The sequence below is a fragment of the Modestobacter lapidis genome, assembly GCF_054780755.1.
Genome location: NZ_BAAGVS010000012.1, coordinates 65,739 through 89,085, shown reverse-complemented (window position 1 = coordinate 89,085; position 23,347 = coordinate 65,739). Strand labels below are relative to the sequence as shown.

Annotated in this window: 19 protein-coding genes and 2 tRNA genes; 5 read left to right on the top strand and 16 right to left on the bottom strand. The window is 74.6% G+C overall.

Annotation, left to right across the window (positions count from 1 at the left end; translation table 11 throughout):
- Window positions 1–161: 161 nt before the first annotated feature.
- The 6 genes from ACYVG5_RS13705 to ACYVG5_RS13680 all read right to left on the bottom strand — a co-directional run bounded on the left by ACYVG5_RS13705 (window position 162) and on the right by ACYVG5_RS13680 (window position 6,172).
- Entirely contained in the window at window positions 162–1,667 is a 1,506-nt protein-coding gene (locus ACYVG5_RS13705; RefSeq protein ID WP_460683251.1) for a sugar transferase, read from the bottom strand.
- A gap of 217 nt (window positions 1,668–1,884) precedes the next feature.
- On the bottom strand, window positions 1,885–2,442 hold the full coding sequence (pth, locus tag ACYVG5_RS13700) for an aminoacyl-tRNA hydrolase (RefSeq protein ID WP_246630685.1): 558 nt from the start codon (window positions 2,440–2,442) through the stop codon (window positions 1,885–1,887).
- Between the two features lie 121 nt (window positions 2,443–2,563).
- A complete protein-coding gene (locus tag ACYVG5_RS13695) occupies window positions 2,564–3,259 on the bottom strand; it encodes a 50S ribosomal protein L25/general stress protein Ctc (RefSeq protein ID WP_222049536.1) in 696 nt (231 codons plus the stop codon).
- 227 nt (window positions 3,260–3,486) lie between these two features.
- Window positions 3,487–4,467: a ribose-phosphate diphosphokinase gene (locus ACYVG5_RS13690; RefSeq protein ID WP_222049535.1), complete on the bottom strand. Its 981-nt coding sequence runs from the start codon at window positions 4,465–4,467 to the stop codon at window positions 3,487–3,489.
- Between the two features lie 10 nt (window positions 4,468–4,477).
- Window positions 4,478–5,998: a bifunctional UDP-N-acetylglucosamine diphosphorylase/glucosamine-1-phosphate N-acetyltransferase GlmU gene (glmU, locus tag ACYVG5_RS13685; RefSeq protein WP_460683250.1), complete on the bottom strand. Its 1,521-nt coding sequence runs from the start codon at window positions 5,996–5,998 to the stop codon at window positions 4,478–4,480.
- Window positions 5,999–6,096: 98 nt separating this feature from the next.
- Window positions 6,097–6,172 (bottom strand) — tRNA-Gln (locus tag ACYVG5_RS13680).
- Window positions 6,173–6,374: 202 nt separating this feature from the next.
- Here ACYVG5_RS13680 and ACYVG5_RS13675 point away from each other — a divergent pair.
- Window positions 6,375–7,037, top strand: coding sequence for a TetR family transcriptional regulator (locus tag ACYVG5_RS13675; RefSeq protein ID WP_246630649.1), 663 nt, complete (start codon window positions 6,375–6,377; stop codon window positions 7,035–7,037).
- A 22-nt stretch (window positions 7,038–7,059) separates the two neighbouring features.
- Here ACYVG5_RS13675 and ACYVG5_RS13670 read toward each other — a convergent pair whose 3' ends face one another.
- From ACYVG5_RS13670 to ACYVG5_RS13640, 7 genes are all read right to left on the bottom strand, one after another.
- A complete protein-coding gene (locus ACYVG5_RS13670; protein ID WP_222049534.1) occupies window positions 7,060–8,034 on the bottom strand; it encodes a 4-(cytidine 5'-diphospho)-2-C-methyl-D-erythritol kinase in 975 nt (324 codons plus the stop codon).
- A 32-nt stretch (window positions 8,035–8,066) separates the two neighbouring features.
- Complete coding sequence (rsmA, locus tag ACYVG5_RS13665; RefSeq protein WP_222049533.1) at window positions 8,067–8,987, bottom strand: 16S rRNA (adenine(1518)-N(6)/adenine(1519)-N(6))-dimethyltransferase RsmA; 921 nt, start codon at window positions 8,985–8,987, stop codon at window positions 8,067–8,069.
- Window positions 8,954–10,066, bottom strand: coding sequence for a resuscitation-promoting factor (locus ACYVG5_RS13660; protein ID WP_222049532.1), 1,113 nt, complete (start codon window positions 10,064–10,066; stop codon window positions 8,954–8,956). The genes rsmA and ACYVG5_RS13660 overlap by 34 nt, the downstream gene beginning before the upstream one ends.
- A 345-nt stretch (window positions 10,067–10,411) precedes the next feature.
- A complete protein-coding gene (locus ACYVG5_RS13655) occupies window positions 10,412–11,248 on the bottom strand; it encodes a hypothetical protein (RefSeq protein WP_222049531.1) in 837 nt (278 codons plus the stop codon).
- A 43-nt stretch (window positions 11,249–11,291) separates the two neighbouring features.
- Window positions 11,292–12,161, bottom strand: coding sequence for a TatD family hydrolase (locus ACYVG5_RS13650; RefSeq protein ID WP_222049530.1), 870 nt, complete (start codon window positions 12,159–12,161; stop codon window positions 11,292–11,294).
- Window positions 12,162–12,252: 91 nt separating this feature from the next.
- Complete coding sequence (gene metG, locus ACYVG5_RS13645; protein ID WP_222049529.1) at window positions 12,253–14,076, bottom strand: methionine--tRNA ligase; 1,824 nt, start codon at window positions 14,074–14,076, stop codon at window positions 12,253–12,255.
- 48 nt (window positions 14,077–14,124) lie between these two features.
- Window positions 14,125–14,781, bottom strand: a complete 657-nt coding sequence (locus ACYVG5_RS13640) for a hypothetical protein (RefSeq protein WP_222049528.1) — start codon at window positions 14,779–14,781, stop codon at window positions 14,125–14,127.
- A gap of 234 nt (window positions 14,782–15,015) precedes the next feature.
- On the opposite strand from ACYVG5_RS13640, the gene corA reads away from it, so the two are divergent.
- Complete coding sequence (gene corA / locus ACYVG5_RS13635; RefSeq protein WP_460683249.1) at window positions 15,016–16,128, top strand: magnesium/cobalt transporter CorA; 1,113 nt, start codon at window positions 15,016–15,018, stop codon at window positions 16,126–16,128.
- Between the two features lie 129 nt (window positions 16,129–16,257).
- Window positions 16,258–17,133 carry an endonuclease domain-containing protein gene (locus tag ACYVG5_RS13630; protein ID WP_222049525.1) on the top strand — a complete coding sequence of 292 codons (876 nt, stop codon included), beginning with the start codon at window positions 16,258–16,260 and terminating at the stop codon, window positions 17,131–17,133.
- A gap of 67 nt (window positions 17,134–17,200) precedes the next feature.
- Here the strand turns inward: ACYVG5_RS13630 and rsmI are convergent, their stop codons facing one another.
- Window positions 17,201–18,040 carry a 16S rRNA (cytidine(1402)-2'-O)-methyltransferase gene (gene rsmI, locus ACYVG5_RS13625; RefSeq protein WP_222049524.1) on the bottom strand — a complete coding sequence of 280 codons (840 nt, stop codon included), beginning with the start codon at window positions 18,038–18,040 and terminating at the stop codon, window positions 17,201–17,203.
- 104 nt (window positions 18,041–18,144) lie between these two features.
- On the opposite strand from rsmI, the gene ACYVG5_RS13620 reads away from it, so the two are divergent.
- Complete coding sequence (locus tag ACYVG5_RS13620) at window positions 18,145–19,668, top strand: dolichyl-phosphate-mannose--protein mannosyltransferase (RefSeq protein ID WP_222049523.1); 1,524 nt, start codon at window positions 18,145–18,147, stop codon at window positions 19,666–19,668.
- An 84-nt stretch (window positions 19,669–19,752) separates the two neighbouring features.
- Window positions 19,753–20,556: an enoyl-CoA hydratase/isomerase family protein gene (locus tag ACYVG5_RS13615; RefSeq protein ID WP_222049522.1), complete on the top strand. Its 804-nt coding sequence runs from the start codon at window positions 19,753–19,755 to the stop codon at window positions 20,554–20,556.
- A 76-nt stretch (window positions 20,557–20,632) separates the two neighbouring features.
- Here ACYVG5_RS13615 and ACYVG5_RS13610 read toward each other — a convergent pair whose 3' ends face one another.
- Both ACYVG5_RS13610 and ACYVG5_RS13605 read right to left on the bottom strand, forming a co-directional pair.
- The gene (locus ACYVG5_RS13610) at window positions 20,633–23,116 is read right to left on the bottom strand and encodes a PQQ-dependent sugar dehydrogenase (RefSeq protein WP_222049521.1); all 2,484 of its coding nucleotides are present in this window, start codon (window positions 23,114–23,116) and stop codon (window positions 20,633–20,635) included.
- A 122-nt stretch (window positions 23,117–23,238) separates the two neighbouring features.
- A tRNA-Ala gene (locus tag ACYVG5_RS13605) sits at window positions 23,239–23,312 on the bottom strand.
- Between the last annotated feature and the right edge of the window lie 35 nt (window positions 23,313–23,347).

The following is a 23,347-nucleotide window of genomic DNA, read 5'->3' as shown; positions in this document are numbered from 1 at the left end:
CCGGCAGTGGCGGGTGGTCCCGGTGGGCACGGGCCGCTGCCCGGTCCCGGGTTCCGACCCCTTCCCCGTCGACCATCGACCCGGGACGGCCGGACATCGCGCCGTCCCGGGACGGCGTCACCCGGACGGATGATCGGGCGGACACGTCCGGGTGCCGGGGGTCAGTACGCCCCCGAGGCGCTGACGACGGCGCGGGCCGTGCGCCAGAGGATGTGCAGGTCCATCGCCAGCGACCAGTTCTCCACGTACCGCAGGTCGAGCCGGACGGCCTCCTCCCACGGCAGGTCGCTGCGCCCGGAGATCTGCCAGAGCCCGGTCAGGCCCGGCTTGACCAGCAGCCGGCGGCTCACCGAGGTGTCGTAGCGGGCGACCTCGGTGGGCAGCGGCGGCCGGGGGCCCACCAGGGACATGTCACCGCGCAGCACGTTGACCAGCTGGGGCAGCTCGTCCAGTGACAGCCGGCGCAGCCAGCGCCCCACCGGGGTCACCCGCGGGTCGGCGCGCATCTTGAACAGCAGCCCGTCGGCGTCGTTGCCGTCGCTGAGCCCGGTCACCTGCTGGTCGGCGCCGGTCACCATGCTGCGGAACTTCAGCATGGTGAACGGCACGCCGTTCAGGCCCACGCGCTGCTGCCGGTAGAAGACCGGGCCGGGGCCGGACTGCCGGACGGCCAGTCCGATGGCCAGGAACACCGGCAGCAGGAGCACCAGGGCGCCCAGCGCCGCGGACCGGTCGAGGCCGTCCTTGACCACCCGCCGCCAGCCGGTGAAGCGGGGCTGCTCGACCGACAGCAGCGGGAGCCCGTCGAAGGGACGGATGTGCAGCCGGGGACCGGCCACCTCGACCAGGCCGGGGGCGACCAGCAGCTCCAGGCCGCTGCCCTCCAGCTGCCAGCTGAGCGTGCGGAGGTACTGGGCGGCCGTCTCGCTGGCCGACGTGACGGCGACGGCGTCGGCCGAGGTGAGTGCGGCAGTGGCGAGCACGTCCTGCAGGCCGCCGACCGGCAGGTCGACCGCCTGCGCGACCCGGCTCCGGTCGTCGGGGGTCACGCAGACGCCCACGACGTCCAGCCCGGCGTGCTGGGTCCGGCGCAGCCGGTCCACGAGCTCCAGGACGGCGCCGCCGCGGCCCACCACGACGACGCGCTTCAGGCACCGCCCCTGCTGCCGCTGCCGTTGCACGAACTGCCGGCTGACGTAGCGCTCGGCCGAGGTGACGACGGCGAGGGCCGGGACGGCGACGACCACCAGGGCCCGGCTGAGGTCGAGCCCGGCGGCGTAGGAGATGAACCCGAGGAGCGCGAGCAGCACCAGGCCGGCGCGGCCCACCCGGCGGAACTCCTCGCTGCCGGAGCCGAAGACCCGCTGGTCGTAGGCGCCACAGGCGGCGAGCAGGGCCGGCCAGGCGGCGACGAGGGAGAGGCTGGCCCAGAACAGGCCGGTGGCCGCCGACACCGGCTCGGCCGCCGCGCCCAGGACCACGGCACCGACGGCGCCGGCGATCGCGATCTCGGCACCCAGCAGCAGACCCTGGTACCGGCGGACCCACCGGCGGGCTCCCCGCGGCGCGACCTGGGCGGGACGCAGCTGTTCCGGGGAGTGGCGTGGGCTCGGCACGGCCCGGGCGCGCCCGATGCGCTCGGTCAGCTCTGCGCGTTCCAGCAGCACGTCATCTCCCTGGCACTCCGGCGGTCACGGACCGTCGCCAGGAGTTCCGCGCCCGGACCCAGGTGCTGCAGGTCCGGCGGCGGTCGTCGGTCGGCGACACGACAACCATCACCGTGCGTGACGACCGGGGCAATCCGCTCGCCCAGGGTTCACCCGAAGGGGAACGACCTCGCCCGGCCGGGCCACCCGTTCGTGGGCATGGCTCCGCAGCGTGCGCTCAGCTGCGCGGGTGGACCACGTTCTGAGCTGCTTCCAGCCCCCGCTCGAGGAGCAGCTCCGCGGCGTCCGCGGCCTCGGCGACCAGCAGGTCGAGCGTCTTGCGCTCGGTCGCGGAGAAGTCCTTCAGCACGAAGTCGGCCGGGTCCTGCCGGCCGGGCGGGCGGCCGATGCCGATCCGCACCCGGAGGTAGTCGCGGGTGCCGGTCGAGCGGGAGATCGAGCGGAGCCCGTTGTGCCCGCCCTCGCCCCCGCCGCGCTTGAGCCGCACCACCTCGAAGGGGAGGTCGAGCTCGTCGTGCAGCACCACCAGATCGGTGGCCGGCAGGTGGTGGTAGTCCAGCAGGCCGCGCACCGGTCCGCCGGACTCGTTCATGTACGTGGTCGGCTGGGTCAGCACCACCCGGCGCCCGGCCAGCCGGCCCTCACCGGAGATCGCCCGCGCCCGGGCCCCCTTGCCCGGTGACAGCCGGACGCCTGCCCGGGCGGCGAGCTCGGCCAGCACCATGGCGCCCACGTTGTGCCGGTTCCCGGCGTAGCCCGGCCCCGGATTGCCCAGGCCGACGACCAGGAAGGGGCCCGTGGAGGGCGGCTGGGAAGACGCCGCGGGGGCGCCGGCACTGCCGGCGCCCCCGCGGGTCGTGCTCTCGCTCAGCCCTGTTCCCCGGTCTGCGCCGTGCTCAGGCGTCGGCGGACTTCGAGGCGGAGTCCATGGACTCACCGCTGCCCTGGTCCTGCGGCTCGGGGACGACGTCGCCGTCGGTGTCGGACTCCTCGCGCTCGATGCCGACCTCGGCCTCGGCCTCTTCCAGCTCGGCCTCGAGCTGCTCGGCGGTCGGGGCGCCGAGGAAGCCGATGACCAGCGCCTCGGGGTCGGTGATCAGGCTGGCGCCGGCCGGCAGCGGCAGGTCGCCGGCGGTGATGCCGTTGCCGGCGGTACGGCCGGTGATGTCGACCTCGATCGACTCGGGCAGGTCGGTGGCGTCGGCCTCGAGGGAGACGCTGTTCAGCTGGTGGTTGCTGATCGTGTCGGGAGCCGGGGAGCCCACGATGATCACCGGGACGTCGACGGTGGTCTTCTCACCGCGGCGGACCAGCAGCAGGTCGACGTGCTCGTGGATCCGGCTGATCGGGTCGCGCTGGACGGCCTTGGTCAGCGCGAGCTGCTCCTTGCCGTCGAGCACGATGGTCAGCAGCGCGTTGGTGCCGCCGTTGCGCAGGGCCGCGGCGAACTCGCGGGCCGGCAGGGACAGGTGGACGACGTCCTGGCCGTGGCCGTAGAGGACGCCGGGGACGCGGCCCTCCCGGCGGGTGCGGCGGGCGCTGCCCTTGCCGAACTCGGTGCGGGTCTGTGCCTCGAGGCGGAAGTCAGCCACGGTGATGTGCTCCTCAACAGGTGGATCGGGTCTGGAGCCGGCGCACGGGCGCGGCACACCCGGTGAGGGCAGACGCACGTCGATCACGGAGCACGGTCGGACCGTCTCCCTCGCCGGGCAACGGGAACGAGGTTACAGCACCCATCGCGGCCGCCCAGCACCGAGATCGGAGTCGTGGGGGCCTCGACGTGGGTTGCGCACCCCCACATTCCCGATCTCGCCGGAGGCTACGACGCCCCGTCGAACAGGCTGGTCACCGAGCCGTCCTCGAAGACCTCCCTGATGGCCCGGGCGAGCAGCGGGGCGATGGGCAGCACGGTCAGCTTGTCGAAGCGCCGTTCCGGCTCGATCGGCAGCGTGTTGGTGACGATGACCTCGCTGACCCGGCTGTTCTTCAGCCGGTCGACCGCCGGTCCGGACAGCACCCCGTGGGTGGCGGCGATGATCACGTCGGCGGCGCCGGCGGCGAACAGCGTCTCGGCCGCGGCGACGATCGTGCCGCCGGTGTCGATCATGTCGTCGACGAGGATGCAGACCCGGCCCTCGACCTCACCGACCACGCGGTTGGCGACGACCTGGTTGGGCTGGGTCATGTCGCGGGTCTTGTGGATGAAGGCCAGCGGGGTGCCGCCGAGCTTGTCGGTCCAGCGCTCGGCCACCCGGACCCGGCCGGAGTCGGGCGAGACGACGGTGAGGTCGCGATCGCCCCACTTGCGGCAGATCTCGCCGACCAGCAGATCGATGGCGAAGAGGTGGTCGACCGGGCCGTCGAAGAAGCCCTGGATCTGCGCGGTGTGCAGATCCACCGACATGAGCCGGTCGGCGCCCGCGGTCTTGAACATGTCGGCCACCAGCCGGGCGGAAATCGGCTCCCGGCCGCGGTGCTTCTTGTCCTGCCGGGCGTAGGGGAAGAACGGCGCCACCACGGTGATCCGCTTGGCCGAGGCACGCTTGAGCGTGTCGACCATGATCAACTGCTCCATGAGCCAGGTGTTGATCGGCGCGGTGTGGCTCTGCACCACGAAGGCGTCGCAGCCGCGTACCGACTCCTCGAACCGGACGAACAGCTCGCCGTTGGCGAACTCGTACGCCGCGGTGGGCGTCGGCGTCACCCCGAGGTGACCGGCGATCTCCCCGGCCAGCTCCGGGTACGCGCGCCCGGAGAAGAGCATCAGGCTCTTGTTGGTGGTCTGCCTGATGGCGCTCATCTGCTTGTCCCTACCGCTCGTCGTCCGGCGCCGAGCCGGTGGCCCGGCTCCCGGCTTGCCCGCCCCCACCAGTCTCCGCCGCAGCCTCGGCCGCCGCCTCGGCAGCTCGCGTCCCAGGGCGTCGGAGCGCGACCCAGCCTGCCACATTGCGTTGCCGGCCCCGGGCGACGGCCATCGCCCCGGCGGGGACGTCCTCGGTGATCACCGACCCGGCGGCGGTGTACGCACCGTCGCCGACCTGCACCGGAGCGACGAACATGTTGTCCGCGCCGGTGCGCGCGTGGCTGCCGATCGTGGTGTGGTGCTTCGCGACGCCGTCGTAGTTCACGAAGACGGTCGCCGCGCCGATGTTGGTGCCCGCACCGATGGTGGCGTCCCCGACGTAGCTCAGGTGCGGAACCTTGGAGCCCTCGCCCAGCTGGGCGTTCTTCGTCTCGACGAAGGTGCCGACCTTCGATCCGCGGGCCAGCCGGGTGCCGGGGCGCAGGTAGGCGAACGGCCCGACGGAGACGTCGTCGCCGACGACGGCGAGCTGGCAGTGCGCCCGCACGACCGAGGCCCGCTCCCCCACCTCGGTGTCGGTGAGCGTGGTGTCCGGTCCGACGACCGCGCCGGCCGCGACGGTGGTGGCGCCCAGCAACTGGGTGCCCGGGTGCAGCACGACCTCGGGGGCCACCTCCACGGTCACGTCCACCCAGGTGGTGCGCGGGTCGACGACGACCACGCCGTCCCGCATCAGGCGGTCGAGCACCCGGTCGTTGAGCGTCCGGCGCCGGTCGGCGAGCTCGCGCTGGTCGTTGCAGCCGAGGGTGTCGGCCGGGTCGTCCGCGCGGTGCCCACCGACCCGCCGCCCGTCGGCGACCAGCAGCCCGAGGACGTCGGTCAGGTACTGCTCACCCTGCTGGTTGGCCGACCCGACGCGGGTCAGCGCCTCCCGGACGGTCCCCGCGTCGCCGACGTAGACCCCGGCGTTGACCTCGGTGATCGCCCGCTGCGCGTCGTCGGCGTCCTTCTCCTCGACGATGCGCTGCACCGCGCCCCCGGTGTCCCGGACGATCCGGCCGAGGCCGGTCGGCTCGGCCACCTCGGCGGTGAGCACGGTCAGCGCGTCGCCGGCGGCGCGGTGCGCGGCGACCAGCCCGGCCAGCGTCTCCGGCCGGAGCAGCGGGGCGTCCCCGTTGACGATGAGCACCGGCCCGGCCACGTCGGGCAGCGCGTCGAGCGCGACCGCGGCCGCGTGACCGGACCCGTTCTGCTCCTCCTGCACGACGGCCAGGGCCGACGGGGCGGCCTCGGCCAGGTGGGCGGTGACCTGCTCGCGGCCCGAGCCGACGACGACGGCCGTACGCGCTGCGGCCAGTGGAGCGGCGGCGGCGAGCACGTGACCGAGCATCGAGCGCCCGCCCAGCGCGTGCAGCACCTTCGGGGTCCGGGACCGCATCCGGGTGCCCTGGCCGGCAGCCAGGACGACGACGGCCGCGACGACCGGCTCGGCGGGGGTGGTGCCCACCGGGGGCTCCTGCAGACTCACGTGACTCCTCGGCTGGTGGTTCGTGGACTGGTGCCGGGCGGCAGGTCGGCCGGCCGGGCGCGCCGCGGTCGTCCGGCGCTGGACGGCGCACGCGGCTGTGGCTGGGGGACTCGGACTCGAACCGAGACTGCACGGCTCCAAAGGCCGGCGGGCTGCCGATTACCCCATCCCCCATCGCCGGCCACCCGCGCCGGCGCCCCGGACGAGTCGCCTCGACCCGGACGTGCCGGTGGAACCGGTGGCCCGCGCCTGAGCCTAGGGCCGGGACGTCGCCCGGGCACCAGCGGTCGGCGTGGCCGTCACCTGCCCGGGGGACAGCAGGAGCGCCGCGGCACGCCGACCGGCCCCCTCCGGGGGCGCGGAGGACGATGAGGGCATGACCACACCGGACACCGCGGGCGGGTCCCGGCCCCGGGTGCGGATGACCGGCGCGCAGCGTCGGCAGCAGCTGCTGGACGTCGGGCGCGAGCTGTTCGCCCAGCGCGGCTACGAGGCCACCTCCATCGAGGAGATCGCCACCCGCGCCGACGTCTCCAAGCCCGTGGTCTACGAGCACTTCGGCGGCAAGGAGGGCCTGTACGCCGTCGTCGTGGACCGGGAGATGCAGCGACTGCTCGACCGGTTCACCTCGACGCTGTCCTCCGGCGGGCACCCTCGCGAGCTGCTGGAGCGCGCGGCCCTGGTGCTGCTGGAGTACATCGAGGACGAGACCGACGGCTTCCGGGTGCTCACCCGCGACTCCCCGATCGCGACGTCGGGCACCTTCTCCTCGCTGATCAGCGAGGTGGCCCGCAAGGTCGAGCACATCCTGGCCGCGCAGTTCAGCACGAACGGGTACGACCCGCGCGCCGCGGAGCTGTACAGCCAGGCGCTGGTCGGCATGGTGGCGCTGGTCGGCCAGTGGTGGCTGGAGAGCCGGACGCCGGGCAAGCGGCAGGTCGCCGCGCACCTGGTGAACCTGGCCTACAACGGCCTGGCCCACCTGGAGACCCGGCCGCAACTGGTCGGCCCGCCGCGGCCGGCTCCCGACCCGCGGTAGCTCCCCCACCGGCAGGTGCGGTTCAGCCCACCAGCCGGGCGCCCGGCACCGGCCCGTGCACGGCCCGCACCGTCCGGAACACCCCGGCCCCGGCCAGGCTCGCGGCGAGCCGGACGGCGGCGTCCTCGTCCTCGGCCAGCGCGGCCACCGTGGGGCCCGAGCCGCTGACCACCGCGGCCCGCGCGCCGGCCTCGGCGGCCGCCTGCAGCGCCCGGCGCAGTTCGGGGCGCAGCCGGACGGCCGGGGCCTGCAGGTCGTTGGTCAGCGTGGCCGCCAGCGCCGACGTCGGGCCGCTGCGCAGCGCGGCGATCACCGGCTCCGCGGCGTCCCCGGCCCCCTCGGCGTGCGGCGCGGCCGTGCCGTCGGTGCGCATGGCGTCCAGCTCGCCGTAGACCGTCGGCGTGGACAGCCCCTCGCCGGCGATGCCCAGCACCCAGTCGCAGCGGCGCCGGGCCAGCACCGGCGAGAGCTGCTCGCCGCGGCCGGTGCCCAGGGCGACGCCACCCATCAGGCTGAAGGGCACGTCGCTGCCCAGCTGGGCGGCCAGGCCGGCGAGGTCGCCGCGCGTCGCCCGGGTGCCCCAGAGCGCGTCCAGGGCGACCAGGGTGGCTGCGGCGTCGGCGCTGCCGCCGGCCAGTCCCGCCGCGGCCGGGATCGACTTGTCGACGTCCAGGTGTGCGTCGGCGGCCACCCCGGCGTGCCGGGCGAGCAGTTCGGCGGCCTGCCAGACCAGGTTGCGGCGGTCGGTCGGCACGCTCGCCGGCCCCTGCCCGGCCGCGCTGCCCTCGCCGCGGACGGTGAGCGCGATCCCCTCACCCGGGCGGGCGGTGACGGTGTCGAAGAGGGAGACGGCGAGGTAGACCGTCGAGAGCTCGTGGAACCCGTCGGGGCGCAGCGGGCCGACCCGCAGGTGCACGTTGACCTTGGCCGGGGCGCGGGCCACCACGGCACCGTCGCCGGCGATCCGTCTCGGGCCACCGGTCATCGCGTTGCTCACCGGCACACCCTCCCCGCCGAGCGGAGCACGCGCTACCGACCCTCGCCCGGCACCGGGGCGGTGGCGGCCAGCCGGGCGAAGTCGGTGACCGACAACTGCTCACCGCGCGTGGTCGGGTCGATGCCGGCCGCACGCAGCCGGGTCTCGGCGGCCGCCGGGCTGCCCGCCCAGCGGGCGAGGGCGGCGCGCAGCCCCTTGCGGCGCATGGCGAAGGCGGCGTCGATGACGGCGAAGGTCGCCGCGCGGTCGCCGGCCGGAGCCGGCCGGCGGGTGAGCGCGACCAGGCCGGAGTCGACGTTGGGAGCCGGCCAGAAGACCGGGCGCGGCACGTTCCCGGCCCGGCGGACGTCGGCGTACCAGGCGGCCTTCGCGCTCGGGACGCCGTAGGCAGCGGTTCCAGGCGCGGCCGCCAGCCGGTCGGCCACCTCGGCCTGCACCAGCACCAGCGCGGTGCGGACCGACGGCAGCAGCTCGAGCAGGTGCAGCAGCACCGGGACGGCGATGTTGTAGGGCAGGTTCGCCACCAGCGCGGTAGCGGGCGGCCCGGGGAGCCCGGTCACCCGGAGCGCGTCCGCGGTGACCACGGTCAGCCGGTCGGCGAACTGCGGGGTGCGCGCGGCGACGGTGTGCGGCAACTGGTCGGCCAGCCGGGGGTCGATCTCCACGGCGGTCACGCCCGCGCAGGCCGGTAGCAGGCCCAGGGTCAGCGACCCGAGGCCGGGACCGACCTCGCAGACGACGTCGTCCGCCGACAGCCCGGCGGTCCGGACGATCCGCCGGATGGTGTTGGCGTCGTGCAGGAAGTTCTGCCCCAGCGCCTTGGTGGGGCGCAGGTCGAGCTGCCGGGCCAGATCGCGGATCGCGGCCGGGCCCAGCAGCCCGTCGGACTGCGGTGCTGCGTTCAGGGCGTCGTGTCTGCTCAGCCGAACAGGCGCGGGCCGCAGTGCGGCCACTGGCCGGCACCGGAGCGGGCGTACAGCATCTGCGCCCGCTGCGTCTGCTCCGCCGCCGAGGCCGCGGCCGGGTCACCGGAGCCGCCGACGGCGTTCCAGGTGCTCTGCGAGAACTGGTACATGCCGCGGTACTTGCCGGTGCCGCTCACCGCGTCGGGGCGGCCGCCGGACTCGCACTTGGCCAGCGCGGCCCAGTTGAGGCCGTCGGCGGTGGCCGGGGCACCACCGGCGGCGGGGGCCGGCTCCGGCTTGGGCTTCGTGCCGACAGCGACCTGCTGGTCGACCGGCGCGGTGGTGACCGTGACGCCGACCTGCTCGCGCGCCGTCTCGACACCGTCGGTCACGGTGACCCGGAAGGTGACGGTCTGCGCGCCCTCGACACCCCGCTGCGTGACGGTGCGGGTGCCCTCGAGCGCCCCGGCGTCCGGGGTCTCGACGGTCTGGTAGTCGATCGGCTGGACCTCGGCCACGTCGGTGACCTGGATCCGCGAGACCCGCAGGACCATGGCGTTCATCAGGGGCTGGGTCGCGGCGAGGCTGGTCCGGTCGGTCGGGGAGAGGGCGATGCCCTGCTCGGCGAGCAGCTCGCCGGCGGTGGCGGCGATGGTGTTGACGACGCGCTGCTGCCCGTCGGCCACCAGGGTCACGGCCTTGGGGGTCTGGATGGCCAGGTCCATCCCGTCGAGCGGGAGGCGCTCGCTGCGGCTGGCGGACAGGACGAGGTCGTCCTCGCGGTAGCCGAGCTGCTCCAGCGCGGCCTCCACGGACAGCGCGGTGGTGTAGACCTCGCTCCGGACGCCGTCCACGGTCAGCGCCAGCGGGCGGGCCCGGTTCAGGACGACGGTGTCACCGTCGCGGACAGCCTGGTCCGGCGCCGGCAGGACGACGTCGTGCGCCGCCGGGCTCAGCCCCTCGTCGGCGAGGATCTCGCCCGCGGTCGAGGCGTAGGTGCTCACCTCGCGCGACTGCCCGTCGATGGTGAGGGTCACCGACTTCTGGGCGACGAAGTAGGCGAAGGATCCACCCACCAGGCCCGCCAGAACCAGGGCGAAGAGACTGAGCTTCAACGAACGGCGCACAACACATCCACGTGGTCACAGGTCCGGGCAGGGAACGTGGGCAGCACGCCACAGACCCGGCCCGGAGGCGGCGGTCCGTCGTCGTACGCCCCGACGGTGGCCTGCCCGGGATACCCGGGCCGGCCGCCTGGGAGTTCCCACCCCGGCTGGTCGGTCACGACACGATAACGAACGCGGTTCGGAAGACAACCGTGCTCCGGCAGTAAAGCGCCCTGTCGACAAGTCGTTGCGCAGGCGCGCCGGTACACAGCGTCACACCGGGTCGGCGTTTCGGCGGCGGATCGGGCAGATGATCAGTGGTGAGGCCCACACAACGGCTGGGCCGCCCCCGGGCAACCCGGGAGGTCAGCCCGCCAGGGCCCGGCTGCTCTGCCGCACCGGGCGCAGCCAGGTGGTCAGGAACACCGCGACGGCCAGGCCGGCCAACAGCGCGGAGAAGCCACCGGCCACCAGCGCGACCGGCACCAGGCCGGCCCCGTCGCCGCCGACCACCTCGCCCTGCCCCAGCCCGGCGACCAGCAGCAGGCTGCCCAGCGGCAGCAGGGCCAGCGTGCTGGCCGCCGCCACGACCAGGTGCGCCGTCCAGGTGCGCTGCGCCTCGTCGACCGGCACGTCGGCCCCCTCGGCCGGCACCGGCCGGACCAGCACGCGCAGCAGCGCCACCTCCGCCAGCAGCCAGGCGACCAGTGGCACGGCGAGCGCCGTTCCGGTGACCGGCGTGCCGAGGTCGTCGGCGAGCAGGACGGCGGTGAACACCTCGCCGGCGACGGCACCGCGCATCGTCCACAGCAGCCACGGCGAGAGCTGGTCACCCCGGCGGGGCCGGCGCGCCGGGGACGAGAGGGCCCAGCGCGGGCGGGGCCGGCTGGCCTCGGCCAGCAGCACCCCCAGCAGCAACCCCGTGGCGAGCGCCGGCACCCACAGGAAGACCGACGCCTCGGCGAAGATCACGATGCTGGCGACCACCGCCAGCACGCCCAGGACCAGGCCCAGCTGCCGCACCCGGCGACCGTGCACGGCCTGCCGGGTCAGTTCGGCGGCGCCCGCCTGCGAGGGCGTGACGAACTCGACGGCGGCACCTGCGACGGCACGACGGCCGGCGGCCAGTGACCACCCGCGGACGAGCAGCCCGGCGGGCACCATCAGGGCGATGAAGAGCACGACGGCGATGAGACGGCCCACACCGAACAGTGTGCCCTTCTTAGCTGTGTGACGGCGCCGGGTGTCAACCCCAGGCGCCGAACACCCGCTCCGCGTTCGTGGTGAGGGCGTCGCAGAGCTGGTCCAGCGGGGCGCCGGTGAGGTCGGCCAGGGCACGGACGGTGTGCGGCACGAGCCGGGAGGAGTTGGGCCGGCCGCGCAGCGGGGCCGGGGTGAGGAACGGTGCGTCGGTCTCGACCAGCAACCGATCCATCGGCGTCAGCGCCGCGGCCTCCCGCAGCCGGCCGGCGTTGCCGAAGGTCAGCGTTCCGGCGAAGGACAGCACGTAGCCGCGCTCGATGCACGCCCGCGCGAACGCGGCGTCCCCGGAGAAGCAGTGCAGCACCGTGTGCTCCGGGGCCCCCTCCTCCTCGAGAACGCGCAGCACCTCGTCGTGGGCGTCGCGGTCGTGGATGACCAGCGCGATGCCGTGCCGCTTGGCGATGTCGATGTGCGCCCGGAAGGACGCCTCCTGGGCCGCCCAGCCCTCGGGGCCGGTGCGGTAGCGGTCCAGCCCGGTCTCCCCCACGGCCCGCACCCGGGGCAGCGCCGCCAGCCGGTCGATCTCGGCCAGCGCCCCGTCGGTCGACGCACCGGCGCCGGCCTCGTTGGGGTGCAGCGCGACGGCGGCCAGCACCTCCGGACGGCGGGCGGCCAGCGCGGCCGACCAGCGCGAGGAGGCGACGTCCACACCGACCTGGACCAGCCGTGGCACGCCCACCGCCACCGCTTCCGCGACCGCCCCGTCGACCTCGGCGTCCGTGGGCTGCCGATCCTCGCCGCCCACGGCGATGTCGAGGTGCGTGTGGCTGTCGACCGCCGGCGCGGGCAGCGGCTCCGGCGACGGTGGCGGCTCCCCCCGCCGGTTGGCCCGGGAGCCGGCCGACCGGCTCACCTGAGGGCCAAAGTCGCGACTTTGGCCCTGCGGTGCGGCCCGCTCGGCCTCCCGGACAGGGCCAAAGTCGCGACTTTGGCCGGTGGTGTGCTCACGCCTCGCCGTCCGCCCGGCCGCCCGCGCCGCCCTCTTCCAGCCGGGCGAGCTCCTCGTCGACCACCGACGGGTCGAGCTTGGTGAACACCGGCTTCGGCGGGGCCAGGGGCGTGCCCGGCGCGGCCAGCGGCGTGGAGCCCCAGACCGCCTGCGCCTCCCCGTAGGGGCCGGTGATGATCGGGTAGGGCGAGCCGTCGTCGAGGTCGGTGACCTCCTCGACCCGGGGCACCACCGACCAGATCCCGGTGCCGCCGAGCAGCTCGTGCACCTGCTGCGACGAGTGCGGCAGGAACGGCGTCAGCAGGGTGTTGCAGTCCTTGATCGCCTGCAGCGCGGTGTGCAGCACGGTGTCCCGGCGGGCCGGGTCCTCCTTGAGCTTCCACGGCGCCTGGTCGGACAGGTACTTGTTCGCCTCGCCCACCACCCGCATCGCCTCGGTGGCCGCGGCCTTCTGCCGGTTGCGCGACAGCAGGTCGCCCACCGGCCCGAACGCGCCCGACGTCGTCGCGAGCAGCGCCCGGTCGGCATCGGTCAGCTCGCCCGGGGTGGGGACGGCGCCGACGTTCTTGGCCGCCATCGACACCGAGCGGTTGACCAGGTTGCCCCAGCCGGCGACCAGCTCGTCGTTGTTGCGCCGCAGGAACTCCGCCCAGGTGAAGTCGGTGTCCTGGGTCTCCGGTCCGGCGACGGCGATGAAGTAGCGCAGCGCGTCGGCGTCGTAGCGGGCCAGGAAGTCACGGACGTAGATGACCACCTGCCGGGAGGAGGAGAACTTGCGCCCCTCCATGGTCAGGAACTCGCTGGACACCACCTCGGTGGGCAGGTTCAGCCGCCCGTAGGAGCCCGGCGTCCCGCCCTTGTCACCCGCGCCGTTGTACCCGAGCAGCTGGGCCGGCCAGATCTCGGAGTGGAAGACGATGTTGTCCTTGCCCATGAAGTAGTAGGCGTCGGACTCCGGCGACTGCCACCACTGCCGCCAGGCCTCGGGGTCGCCGGAGCGGCGGGCCCACTCGATGGACGCGGACAGGTAGCCGACGACGGCGTCGAACCACACGTAGATGCGCTTGTCCGGCCGGTCGCGCCAGCCGTCCAGCGGCACCGGCACGCCCCAGTCGATGTCCCGGGTGTAGCTGCGCGGCTTGAGGTCGTCGAGCAGGTTGACGCTGAAGTTCAGGACGTTGGGCCGCCAGCTCTTCCGGGTGCCCAGCCAGTCGCCCAGCGCGCGGGTGAATGCCGGCAGGTCGAGGAAGTAGTGCTCCTCCTCGACGAACTTCGGGGTCTCGCCGTTGATCCGGCTGACCGGGTTGATCAGGTCGACCGGATCGAGCTGGTTGCCGCAGTTGTCGCACTGGTCGCCGCGGGCGCCGTCGTAGCCGCAGATCGGGCAGGTGCCCTCGATGTAGCGGTCGGGCAGCGTGCGGCCGGTGGACGGGCTGATCGCACCCAGCGTCGTCTGCGGGAAGACGTAGCCGTTCTTCAGCAGGCCGAGGAAGATCTCCTGGCTGACCGCGGCGTGGTTGGCCGTCGTCGTCCGGGTGAACAGGTCGTAGCTCATGCCCAGGCTGGCCAGGTCGTTGACGATGACCCGGTTGTTCCGGTCGGCGATCTGCCGCGGGGGAACCCCTTCGGCGTCCGCCGCCACGGTGATCGGCGTCCCGTGCTCGTCGGTGCCGCTGACCATCAGCACCTGGTCACCGGCCATCCGGTGGTACCGGCTGAAGACGTCGGAGGGCACGCCGAAGCCCGAGACGTGCCCGATGTGCCGCGGGCCGTTGGCGTAGGGCCACGCGACTGCGGTCAGGATGTGTCGGTCACTCACGGTCCGAGACTAGTTCGGCTCGCCCGGCCGGTTCCCGCCGGACCGGCGTCAGGGGGCGGTGTCGACCGCGGCGGTGGCGGGGTCGGCGACCGGGCCGGCCGGGGAGCTGACGAGGCAGAACGTCGTCAGCGCGAGGCCGATCACGCCCACGGTCACCCCACGCAGCACCCGGTGCCGGCGAGGCAGCGCCGGGCGCGCGGCCCGCGGCCGGGGCCCGGCGGCCAGCCAGCCGGTCGCCGCGACCGAGCCGGCCAGCAGCAGCTTGGTGAGCGGGACGGCGAGCGCCAGCAGGGTCAGCGCCGGCAGGGGCAGCCCACCGAGTGGTCCGCCGACCACCAGCCACACCCCGCCGACGCCGAGCACCCCGGCCACCGTCAGCACCAGGAGCAGGGCGATCTCCCCGCAGGAGACCGCGATGAGCAGCAGGCGGCCCGCGCCGTCGACCAGGCCGGCACCTCCGCCCGCGCAGAGCACGACCCAGGCGGCGAGCAGCAGCAGGGTGAGGGCCACCAGGCCGCCGTCCGGCCGCAGCGCGGTGCCGAAGATGCCGTCCAGGCCGGTCAGCCCCACCGCGAGCAGGGCCAGCGACTCCACCACCGCGAGCAGCCCGGCGGCGGCCACCGGCAGCGGCGTGCGGGGCCGGCGGGCGATCGGCCGTGCCGGGGGGACGACGCGCGCGACGTCGGGGACGGTGGTGCTGGGCACGGGAACTCCCTGACCGGAGGACTGGCTGTCACCAGTCAGGTCGGCCGTGCGGGTGCGCTGCCGGAGGAGGGCCTCACCCCTCCGGGTGAGGGAGCGGTCGGTGCGACGCAGGCCCCGCGCACCGGTCGGCACGAGGCCGGTCGACCGCCACGTCGTCCTGTCGGGGGCCGGTGCCTACGCTGCCGGTGCCGCATGCCCGGCCGACAGCGGCGTCAGGACGACCGAGGAGGTCCGGTGAGCGACACCGAGAACACGACCGGCACCGCGACCGGCCGCTCCGCACCGGCGGCGCTGCCGGTCACGCTGCGCCCGCGCCCGGCCGGGGAGGCGCGTGAGCCGCGCCCCGAGCGCGCCGGCGGCGGCCCCGTCGTCGACTGCGCCGTCTACGTCCAGGGCAAGCGGCTGGACGTCGACCCGTCCGGGGCGCTGCAGCTGGCCCGGGAGCGCGGCGGCTACGTCTGGCTGGGCCTCTACGCACCCTCCGAGGCGGAACTGAACGCGATCGGCGAGCACTACGGCCTGCACCCGCTCGCGATCGAGGACGCCGTCTACGCCCACCAGCGCCCCAAGCTCGAGCGGTACGACGACTCGCTGTTCATGGTCTTCAAGACCGCGCGCTACGCCGAGCACGAGGAGCTGACCGCCACCAGCGAGGTGGTGGTGACCGGCGAGATCATGGTGTTCGTCGGCCGGCACCACGTGATCACCGTCCGGCACGGCACCCACGGCGACCTCGCCGAGCTGCGGCAGCAGCTGGAGCAGCAGCCCGACCTGCTGTGCCACGGGCCGGCCGCCGTCCTGTACGCCGTCGCCGACCACGTCGTCGACGACTTCGTCGCGGTCGCCGAGGCGGTGGAGGACGACGTCGAGGAGCTCGAGGTCTCGGTGTTCAGCCCGGCCCGGACCGACGACACCCCGCGGATCTACCAGCTGAAGCGGGAGCTCATGCAGCTGCGCCGAGCCGTCGTACCGCTGGAGCTGCCGCTGTCGACCCTCGTGGACCGGCCGAACGAGCTGGTGCCCGACGGCATGCGCTCCTACTTCCGGGACGTGCAGGACCACGCCCTGCGCACCCGCGACCAGGTGGCCGGCCTCGACGAGCTGCTGTCGAACATCCTGCAGGCCTCGCTGGCCCGCACGTCGGTGGCGCAGAACGAGGACATGCGGAAGATCTCCTCCTGGGCCGGCATCATCGCGACCCCGACCCTCGTGGCCGGGATCTACGGCATGAACTTCGAGCACATGCCCGAGCTCACCTGGCGCTTCGGCTATCCGCTGTGCGTGCTGCTGATGTTCAGCCTCTGCTTCGCCCTCTACCGCGGCTTCAAGCGCAGCGGCTGGATCTGACGCCGCCCGCACGTCGCAGTTATGGCCCATGGCTGCCTCTCCGGTCGTCGAAGCAGCCATGAGCGCACAATCGCGGAGGCCTGTGGACGACGGGACCGGGAGCGGGCCGTTCTCCGGCACGGTGCACCGGTGCCCGTGCCGCCGGTCGTCCCCGCCGAGCTCCGCTCGCGGGTGTTCCGCGGCACGGCCGTCGTCGGCGCGGGGCTGCTGACCCGGGCGCAGTTGCGCAGCAGCCCGTGGCGCCGGGTCCTACCGGACGTCTACGTGCACGAGGACGTCGCCGTCACCCACGCCCTGCGCGCCCGCGCCGCCGCCGGGGTGCTGCTGCCGGACGCGGTGGTCACGGGCTGCAGCGCAGCCGTGCTGTGGGGCGTCGACCTCGCGGGCCCCGCGGACGACGTCGAGCTCACCCGCGCCCCGGGCACCAACCCGGTGCGGGTGCCGGGACTGCGGGTGCGTCGCGCCGTCCTGCCGCCGGGCGCCGTCGGCCGGCGTCGGGGCGTCGCCGTGACGACACCCGAGGCGACGGCCGCCGCCGTTGCCGCAGCGCTCCCGGGTGACGACGGCGTCGTGGCGGTCGACCGGCTGGTCCACTCCGGCGTCGTCGACCTCGACGCCGTCCGCCGGTGCGCGGCCTCGCTGACCGGCCCCGGCTCCCGGCGGGCTCGGGACGTGTGCGCGCTGGCCGACGGACTGGCGGAGTCGCCGCAGGAGACCAGGGTGCGACTGCTCGTGCGGCGCAGCCCGCTGCCGGACCCGGTCGCCCAGTTCCGGGTGTACGACGGCGCCCGGTTCGTGGCGCGGGTCGACTTCGGCTGGCCGGACCGGCGGGTGGCGCTGGAGTACGACGGTCTCTGGCACGCCGACCCTGGTCAGCTCGGGCGGGACCGGGCGCGGCTCAACCGGCTGACCGCGGCCGGCTGGCGGGTGGTCTTCGGAACCGCTGCGGATCTGCACCATGGGCACCGGCTCCTGGCGCGGGTCGCCGTGGCCCTGGGCGGGTGACGCCGTTGTGCACCCAGGGCTGCCTCCCTGCCGACCGAGGCCGCCATGAGTGCACAACGGCGAGGGGCTACGGGCTCTTCGCGGCGACGACGGCGTCGTAGACCACCCGGCGCGGCAGCCCGGTGCGGGCGACGATGGTGCGGATGGCGTCCTTGCGGGTGGCACCGGCGGCCTCCTCGATGGCCACCTCGGCGGCCAGCTCCGCCGGGGACAGCGAGGAGGGCCCGGCGACGGCGCCGGCGACGACCAGGGTGATCTCGCCGCGCACGCCCTCGGCCGCCCACGCCGCCAACGAGGCCAGCGACCCGCGACGGACCTCCTCGTGGGTCTTGGTGAGTTCCCGGCAGACGGCCGCCGGACGGTCGTCGCCGAACGCGGCGGCCGCATCGACGAGCGCGTCGGCCAGCCGGTGCGGCGACTCGTAGAAGACCATCGTGCGCGGCTCGGCGGCCAGCGCGGCCAGCGCGGCCCGCCGCTCGCCGCCCTTGCGGGGCAGGAAGCCCTCGAAGCAGAACCGGTCGCAGGGCAGCCCGGAGACGGCCAGCGCCGTCACGACGGCGGAGGGCCCGGGCACCGAGGTGACCACGATGCCGGCGTCCACCGCGGCGCGGACCAGCGTGTAGCCCGGATCGGAGACCGAGGGCATCCCGGCGTCGGTGAGCAGCAGCACCGTGGCGCCGTCCCGCATCGCGGCCACCAGACCGGGTAGCCGCGACTGCTCGACCGACTCGTGGAAGCTGACCAGCCGGCCGGTGAAGGTCACGCCGAGGTCGGCGGCGAGCCGGTGCAGCCGGCGGGTGTCCTCCACCGCCAGGACGTCGGCCGAGGCGAGCACCTCCTTCAACCGGGGCCCGACGTCGCCGGGCTGCCCCAGCGGCGCACCGCCGAGCACGAGTCGTCCGGTCATGGACGCGAGCCTGTCACGACGATCGCCCCCGGCCCGCCTGCAGGGGCCCGGCGCGAGCTCGCGAGTGCCGGGGGCAGCCGGGTCCTGTCACTACGCTGGCCGACATGGCGGTGCTGACCCCGGAGCGGGCGGAGTCGACCCCGGTGGACCCGCTCCGCGCTCCGCGCCGCCGGCCGCCGCGGCCGCGCCGGCAGGGCACTCCCCCGCTGCCCGGCGACCGCCGCCTGGCGGCTGCGCTCACCGCGGTGCTCGGGCTGGCCACCTTCGTCTCCCGGGTCTGGGGCCTGGACTACCCCGGTGACCTGCTCTTCGACGAGGCCTACTACCCACCCGAGGCGCTGGAGCTGCTGCGCTGGGGCACCGAGTACAACCGCGGCTACACGTTCATCGTCCACCCGCCGCTGGGCAAGTGGCTGATCGCGGCAGGCATCCAGCTGTTCGGCTACGACTCGCTGGGCTGGCGGCTGCCCTCTGCCGTGGCGGGCACCATCGCCGTCGTCGTGCTGACCCGGCTCGCCCGGCGGCTGACCGGTTCCACCCTGCTCGGCCTCGTCGCGGGCCTGCTGCTCGCGCTCGACGGGTTCTCCTTCACGCTGTCCCGGATCGGCCTGCTGGACGTGTTCCTGCAGGCCTTCGTCGTCAGCGCCGTCGCCTGCCTGGTGGTCGACCGCGACCGGGTGCGCCGGCGGGTCCGGGACGGCGCCGACCGGGTGAACGCGGCCGGGTTCCGGCTGGGCCCGCGCGGCTGGCGGATCGCGGCCGGGGTGCTCTTCGGCGCCGGGTGCGCGGTGAAGTGGAGCGGCGTCTGGTTCCTGGCATTCTTCGCCGTCCTCTCGCTGTTCTGGGACCGGGCCGCCTGGCGGGAGGCGGGCGCGCCCCGTCCCACGCTGGTCACCGTCCGCCGTGGGCTCCCCGGGGCGCTGTGGGCGCTGGCCGCCGTCCCGGTGCTCACCTACCTGGCGTCGTTCACCGGTTGGTTCCTCTCCGAGACCGGGCAGGGCCGGCACTGGGCCACGCAGCACCCGGACACCGCGTTCGGCTTCGTGCCCGGCGCGCTGCGGTCGCTGTGGCACATGCACGGCGAGTGGCTGGCGTTCCACAGCGGCCTGTCGACCCCGCACCCGTGGGAGTCCGGGCCGTGGTCGTGGCTGGTGACCGGCCGGCCGATCCTGCTGTGGAATCCGCAGGGGCTCACCGATGCCGCCGGCGACCAGGTCGTCCGTTACATCCTGATGGTCGGGACGCCGACGCTGTGGTTCGCCTTCGCCCCGGCGATGCTCTGGCTGATCTGGCGGATCGCGGCCCGGCGCGATCCGGCGGCGCTGACGGTGGCGGTGGCCATCGCGGCCGGCTGGCTCACCTGGTTCGTGAACCTGGACCGGACGATGTTCATCTTCTACATGGCCCCGGCGGCACCGTTCTTCGTGCTCGCGGTGACCCTGGCCCTGCAGGACGTGCTCGGGACGCCCCGCGCGAGCGAGTTCCGCCGGCAGCTCGGTCTCGGCGCGGTCTGCCTGTACCTGGCGGTGGTCGCCATGACGTTCGTCTTCCTCCATCCGATCCTGACCGGGGACCCGCTGTCCCACGGCGAGTGGCTGGAGCGGATGTGGTTCCCCTCCTGGTTCTGAATCCCGCGCCGGGGAGCCGGACGGCGCCCCGCCACCTAGCGTGGCGGTGCGGCCGGCGCGGCGCCGGCGCGGAGGAGGACAGGGATGAGCAGTCCGGGAACCGACGCAGGGGCGCACCGGGTGAGCACGGCCGTCGACGGCGACGTCTGGCGGGTCACGCTCGACTCCCGGGAGGCCGGCAATGCGCTGGACCTGCCGATGGCCGAGCAGCTCGTCAGCGCCTTCACCGCCCGGCCGGCGGAGACCCGCACGGTGCTGCTGACCGCGAACGGCCCACGGTTCTGCGTGGGCGGGGACGTGCGCGGGTTCGCCGCCGCCGCGGACCTGCCCGGGCACATCGGCGCCCTGGCCACGGCCTGGCACGAGGTGTTCCGCGCGGTGCTGCACTGCCCGGTGCCGGTGGTGGCCGGGGTGCGCGGCGCCGTCGCCGGCGCGGCGATCGGCCTACTCGGTGCCTGTGATCTCGTGGTCTGCGGCCGTTCCCTCAAGCTGCACCCGGGGTACGGCTCACTGGGCCTGTCGCCCGACGGCGGTACCTCCTGGGCGCTGACCCGGGCCCTGGGTGCGCCGCGGGCGCTGGAGCTGCTGCTCACCGACGGGGTGCTCAACGCCGCCGACGCGCACACCTTCGGCCTGGTCGCGCGGCTGGTCGACGACGAGGTGCTGACCGAGGAGAGCATCGCACTGGCCCGGCAGATCGCGGCCGGCCCGGTGCGGGCGATGGTGCGCACCCGCGCGCTGGTGCGCCAGGCCGCGGTGCGCTCGCTGGCGGAGCAGCTGGACGAGGAGGCCCGGCAGATCGTGGCGTCCGCGCGCGACCCGGAGGGCCGCGAGGGCGTGGCCGCCTTCGCCGAGCAGCGGCAGGCGAACTTCCGAGCAGCGGAATAGATCGCACAGCCGCGGAGCGGAATAGATCGCACAGCCGCGGAGCGGAGTAGATCGCCGCGGCGCCGGCTGATGGCGGTCAGCGGGGCGTGTCCACGACCTGCCCCGTCGCGGCGTCCCAGGTGATCTGCCCCCGCTCGAAGTCGCTGCGCCGGCCGCCGGGCACGTCGTACTCGTCGCTGGTCGGGTAGCCGAGGTAGGACCGTTCCCAGCCCAGACCCGCCCAGCGCTCCAGGATTGCGCCGTGCACCTCGTGCGCGCCGGTGGTGGGCGTCCAGTAGACCGAACCGGCCGCGAACTGGTTGTACCGGCCGACGCCGTCGGGGGTCGGCGTCTCGTCGGTGAGCGGCGGGCCGAACCGCACGTGGCCGCCGACGGCGAGATAGCTGCCCAGGATCGCGCCGTGCACCTCGTGCACACCGGTCGCCGGTGTCCAGTACAGCCGGCCGCCGGCGTAGGGCCGGTACCGCAGGGCCGCGTCGCCGTTCTCCGGCTCCACCGGCTCGCCCAGCAGGGCCCGCAGCGCCGCATCCGCGGCGAACCGCCGGTCGATCGGGGTCAGGTACGTGGCGGCCAGCGTGACGTCGGCGTCCGGCATCACCAGGGTCCGTTCGCGCGAGGTGTTCCCGTCCTCCCAGCGGTCGAAGGTGGCGACGGAGTCGCTGGCCACCGTCGGCGCGATCACGGTCACCCCGGCGCCGACGGTGATCTCCGAGACCGGCCGGGCGGTGCCGTTGACCGTGACGGCGCTCGGGGTGGTGCCGGCGAGGGTCAGCGTGCGCAACCGGGGCAGTGCGGTGAAACCCGTGCGCGCCGTCACACCGAACCGGTCGGTGGCGGTGGCGACGACCTCCAGGTGGGTGGCGTCGCCGTGGTCGTCGAACGGCCGGGAGAAGGTGTCGGCGGTGACCGACTCGCCGGGGTGGTCGTGGCAGTACCCGCCGCTGCAGTGCACCAGGACGACGCTCCACCGCACCGGCAGCGGCCCGTCGTCGGGATCGGTGGCGGTGGCGGTGGCCTCGACCATCTCGCCGACCGAGAACCGCCGGTCCGGCGGTGGCGCGCTGAGCGTGATCACCGGTACGCCGTTGGCCGGGACGACGACCACGTCCGTCGTCCCCTCCGCTCCCGAGGGGTCGGTGACCGTGAGCCGGGCGGTGAGCGGCGTCGTCCCCGGCTCGGCGTAGGTGTGGCTGACCTGCGCGCCGGTACCGGTGGTGCCGTCGCCGAAGTCCCACCGGTGGGTGAGCGGATCGCCGTCCAGGTCGGTGGACCCGCCGCCGTCGAAGGTCACCGTGCGGGTGGCGGCGTCGGTGCTGATCGCGGCGACGGCGACCGGGGCGCGGTTGCCGGGGACGTAGACGAGCCGCTTGAGCGTGCTGCCGCCGATGTCGGCGTAGACGACGTCGCCGTTGACGGCCGTGGCGAAGGCGACCGGCAGCCCGTTCTCCGCGCCGAACCCGTCGTCCTCGGGCCGGGACACCAACTGACCCTGCGCGTCGTAGCGCAGCGTGTAGAGCCGCTGCGAGGCGTAGTCGCCGTAGAAGTAGGCGCCCCGGTACTGCTCGGGATAGCTGGAGCCGGTGTAGACCACCCCGCCGGTGATGCTGGTGCCGAGCGGCCCGTGCGGATAGGTCCACAGCGGCGCCGAGTTGCCGACCCCCTGGCAGCCGGCCAGGTCGGCGTAGCCCGGGGTCGGGCTGTTGCCCTCCCAGCACGGCCAGCCGTAGCCGGCGCCGGGGCGCACCAGGTCGACCTCCTCCCAGACGTTCCAGCCGACGTCCCCGACCACCGGCGCGCCGGTCGTCGGGTCGAGACTGAACCGGAAGGGGCTGCGGAACCCGCTGGCGTACACCCGGCTGCGCCACGAGTCCGGCGCGGCCGGGTCGTAGAACGGGTTGGTCTCCACGCCCGTCCCGTCGGCGTGCACGTGCAGCAGCTTGCCGTAGCCCGTGTCGACGTCCAGGGCGCGCAACGCCTGCGGGTCGACGGTCCGGAAGTCGGCGCTGTCACCGATCGTCACCCACAGCGTGCCGTCCGGCGCGGTCAGCAGGTCGGTGATGGCGTGCACGTCGGACCCGGCCGGCAGGTCCCACAGCACCTGCTCGTCGGCGAGCGCCGCCGGCTCCGGGGAGCTGACCACCGCCCAGGAGCTCAGCCGCATCACCCACTGCCCGTCGACGTCGATCGTGCGGGCCAGCAGGATCCGCCCCGATGTCGCGTGGTCGGGGGCCAGCGTCACGCCGGTGAGCCCCAGGTCCTGCGTGGACACGACGGGCAGCTCGGCGAGGGTGCGCGCGCGACCGTCGGCCGAGACCCAGGCGACCCGGCCGTTCTTGCCGGTGGTGTACCAGCTGCCGTCGGGGACGGCGGCGAGGTCGGTGAGCAGCTCGTCCTGCCCACTGGGCAGGTCCCGCACCGCGAAACCGGGCGGGAGGCTCGGGGCCGCGCCGGCGGTGGCCGGGGTCAGGACCCCGGCGACCACGAGGAGGACGACGGCCAGCACCAAGCGGGCGGCCGTCCCGAGCCCTGGGCGTCCGTGCCCTGCGCGGTCGGTGTGCACCCGGGATGGGTACCAGCCGCCCCCGGCGCGCCACAAACCGGCGGCGTGGGGGCGGCGAAAGGGCCCCGGACGCAGCAGGAGGCGGTGGCTGTCGCCACCGCCTCCTGCTGTACCTCTCCGGGTGGAGCTGAGGGGAATTGAACCCCTGACCCCCTCGATGCGAACGAGGTGCGCTACCGGACTGCGCCACAGCCCCTTGCACGGAGAGCTTACCGTCCGCCGCCCCCGGAG

Coding starts and splice junctions, on each gene's coding strand:
- ACYVG5_RS13675 (WP_246630649.1), top strand. CDS start 6,375: ATGACCACACCGGACACCGCGGGCGGGTCCCGGCCCCGGGTGCGGATG.
- ACYVG5_RS13615 (WP_222049522.1), top strand. CDS start 19,753: ATGAGCAGTCCGGGAACCGACGCAGGGGCGCACCGGGTGAGCACGGCC.
- ACYVG5_RS13690 (WP_222049535.1), bottom strand. CDS start 4,467: ATGAGCGCCATCAGGCAGACCACCAACAAGAGCCTGATGCTCTTCTCC.
- rsmI (WP_222049524.1), bottom strand. CDS start 18,040: ATGACCGGACGACTCGTGCTCGGCGGTGCGCCGCTGGGGCAGCCCGGC.
- ACYVG5_RS13620 (WP_222049523.1), top strand. CDS start 18,145: ATGGCGGTGCTGACCCCGGAGCGGGCGGAGTCGACCCCGGTGGACCCG.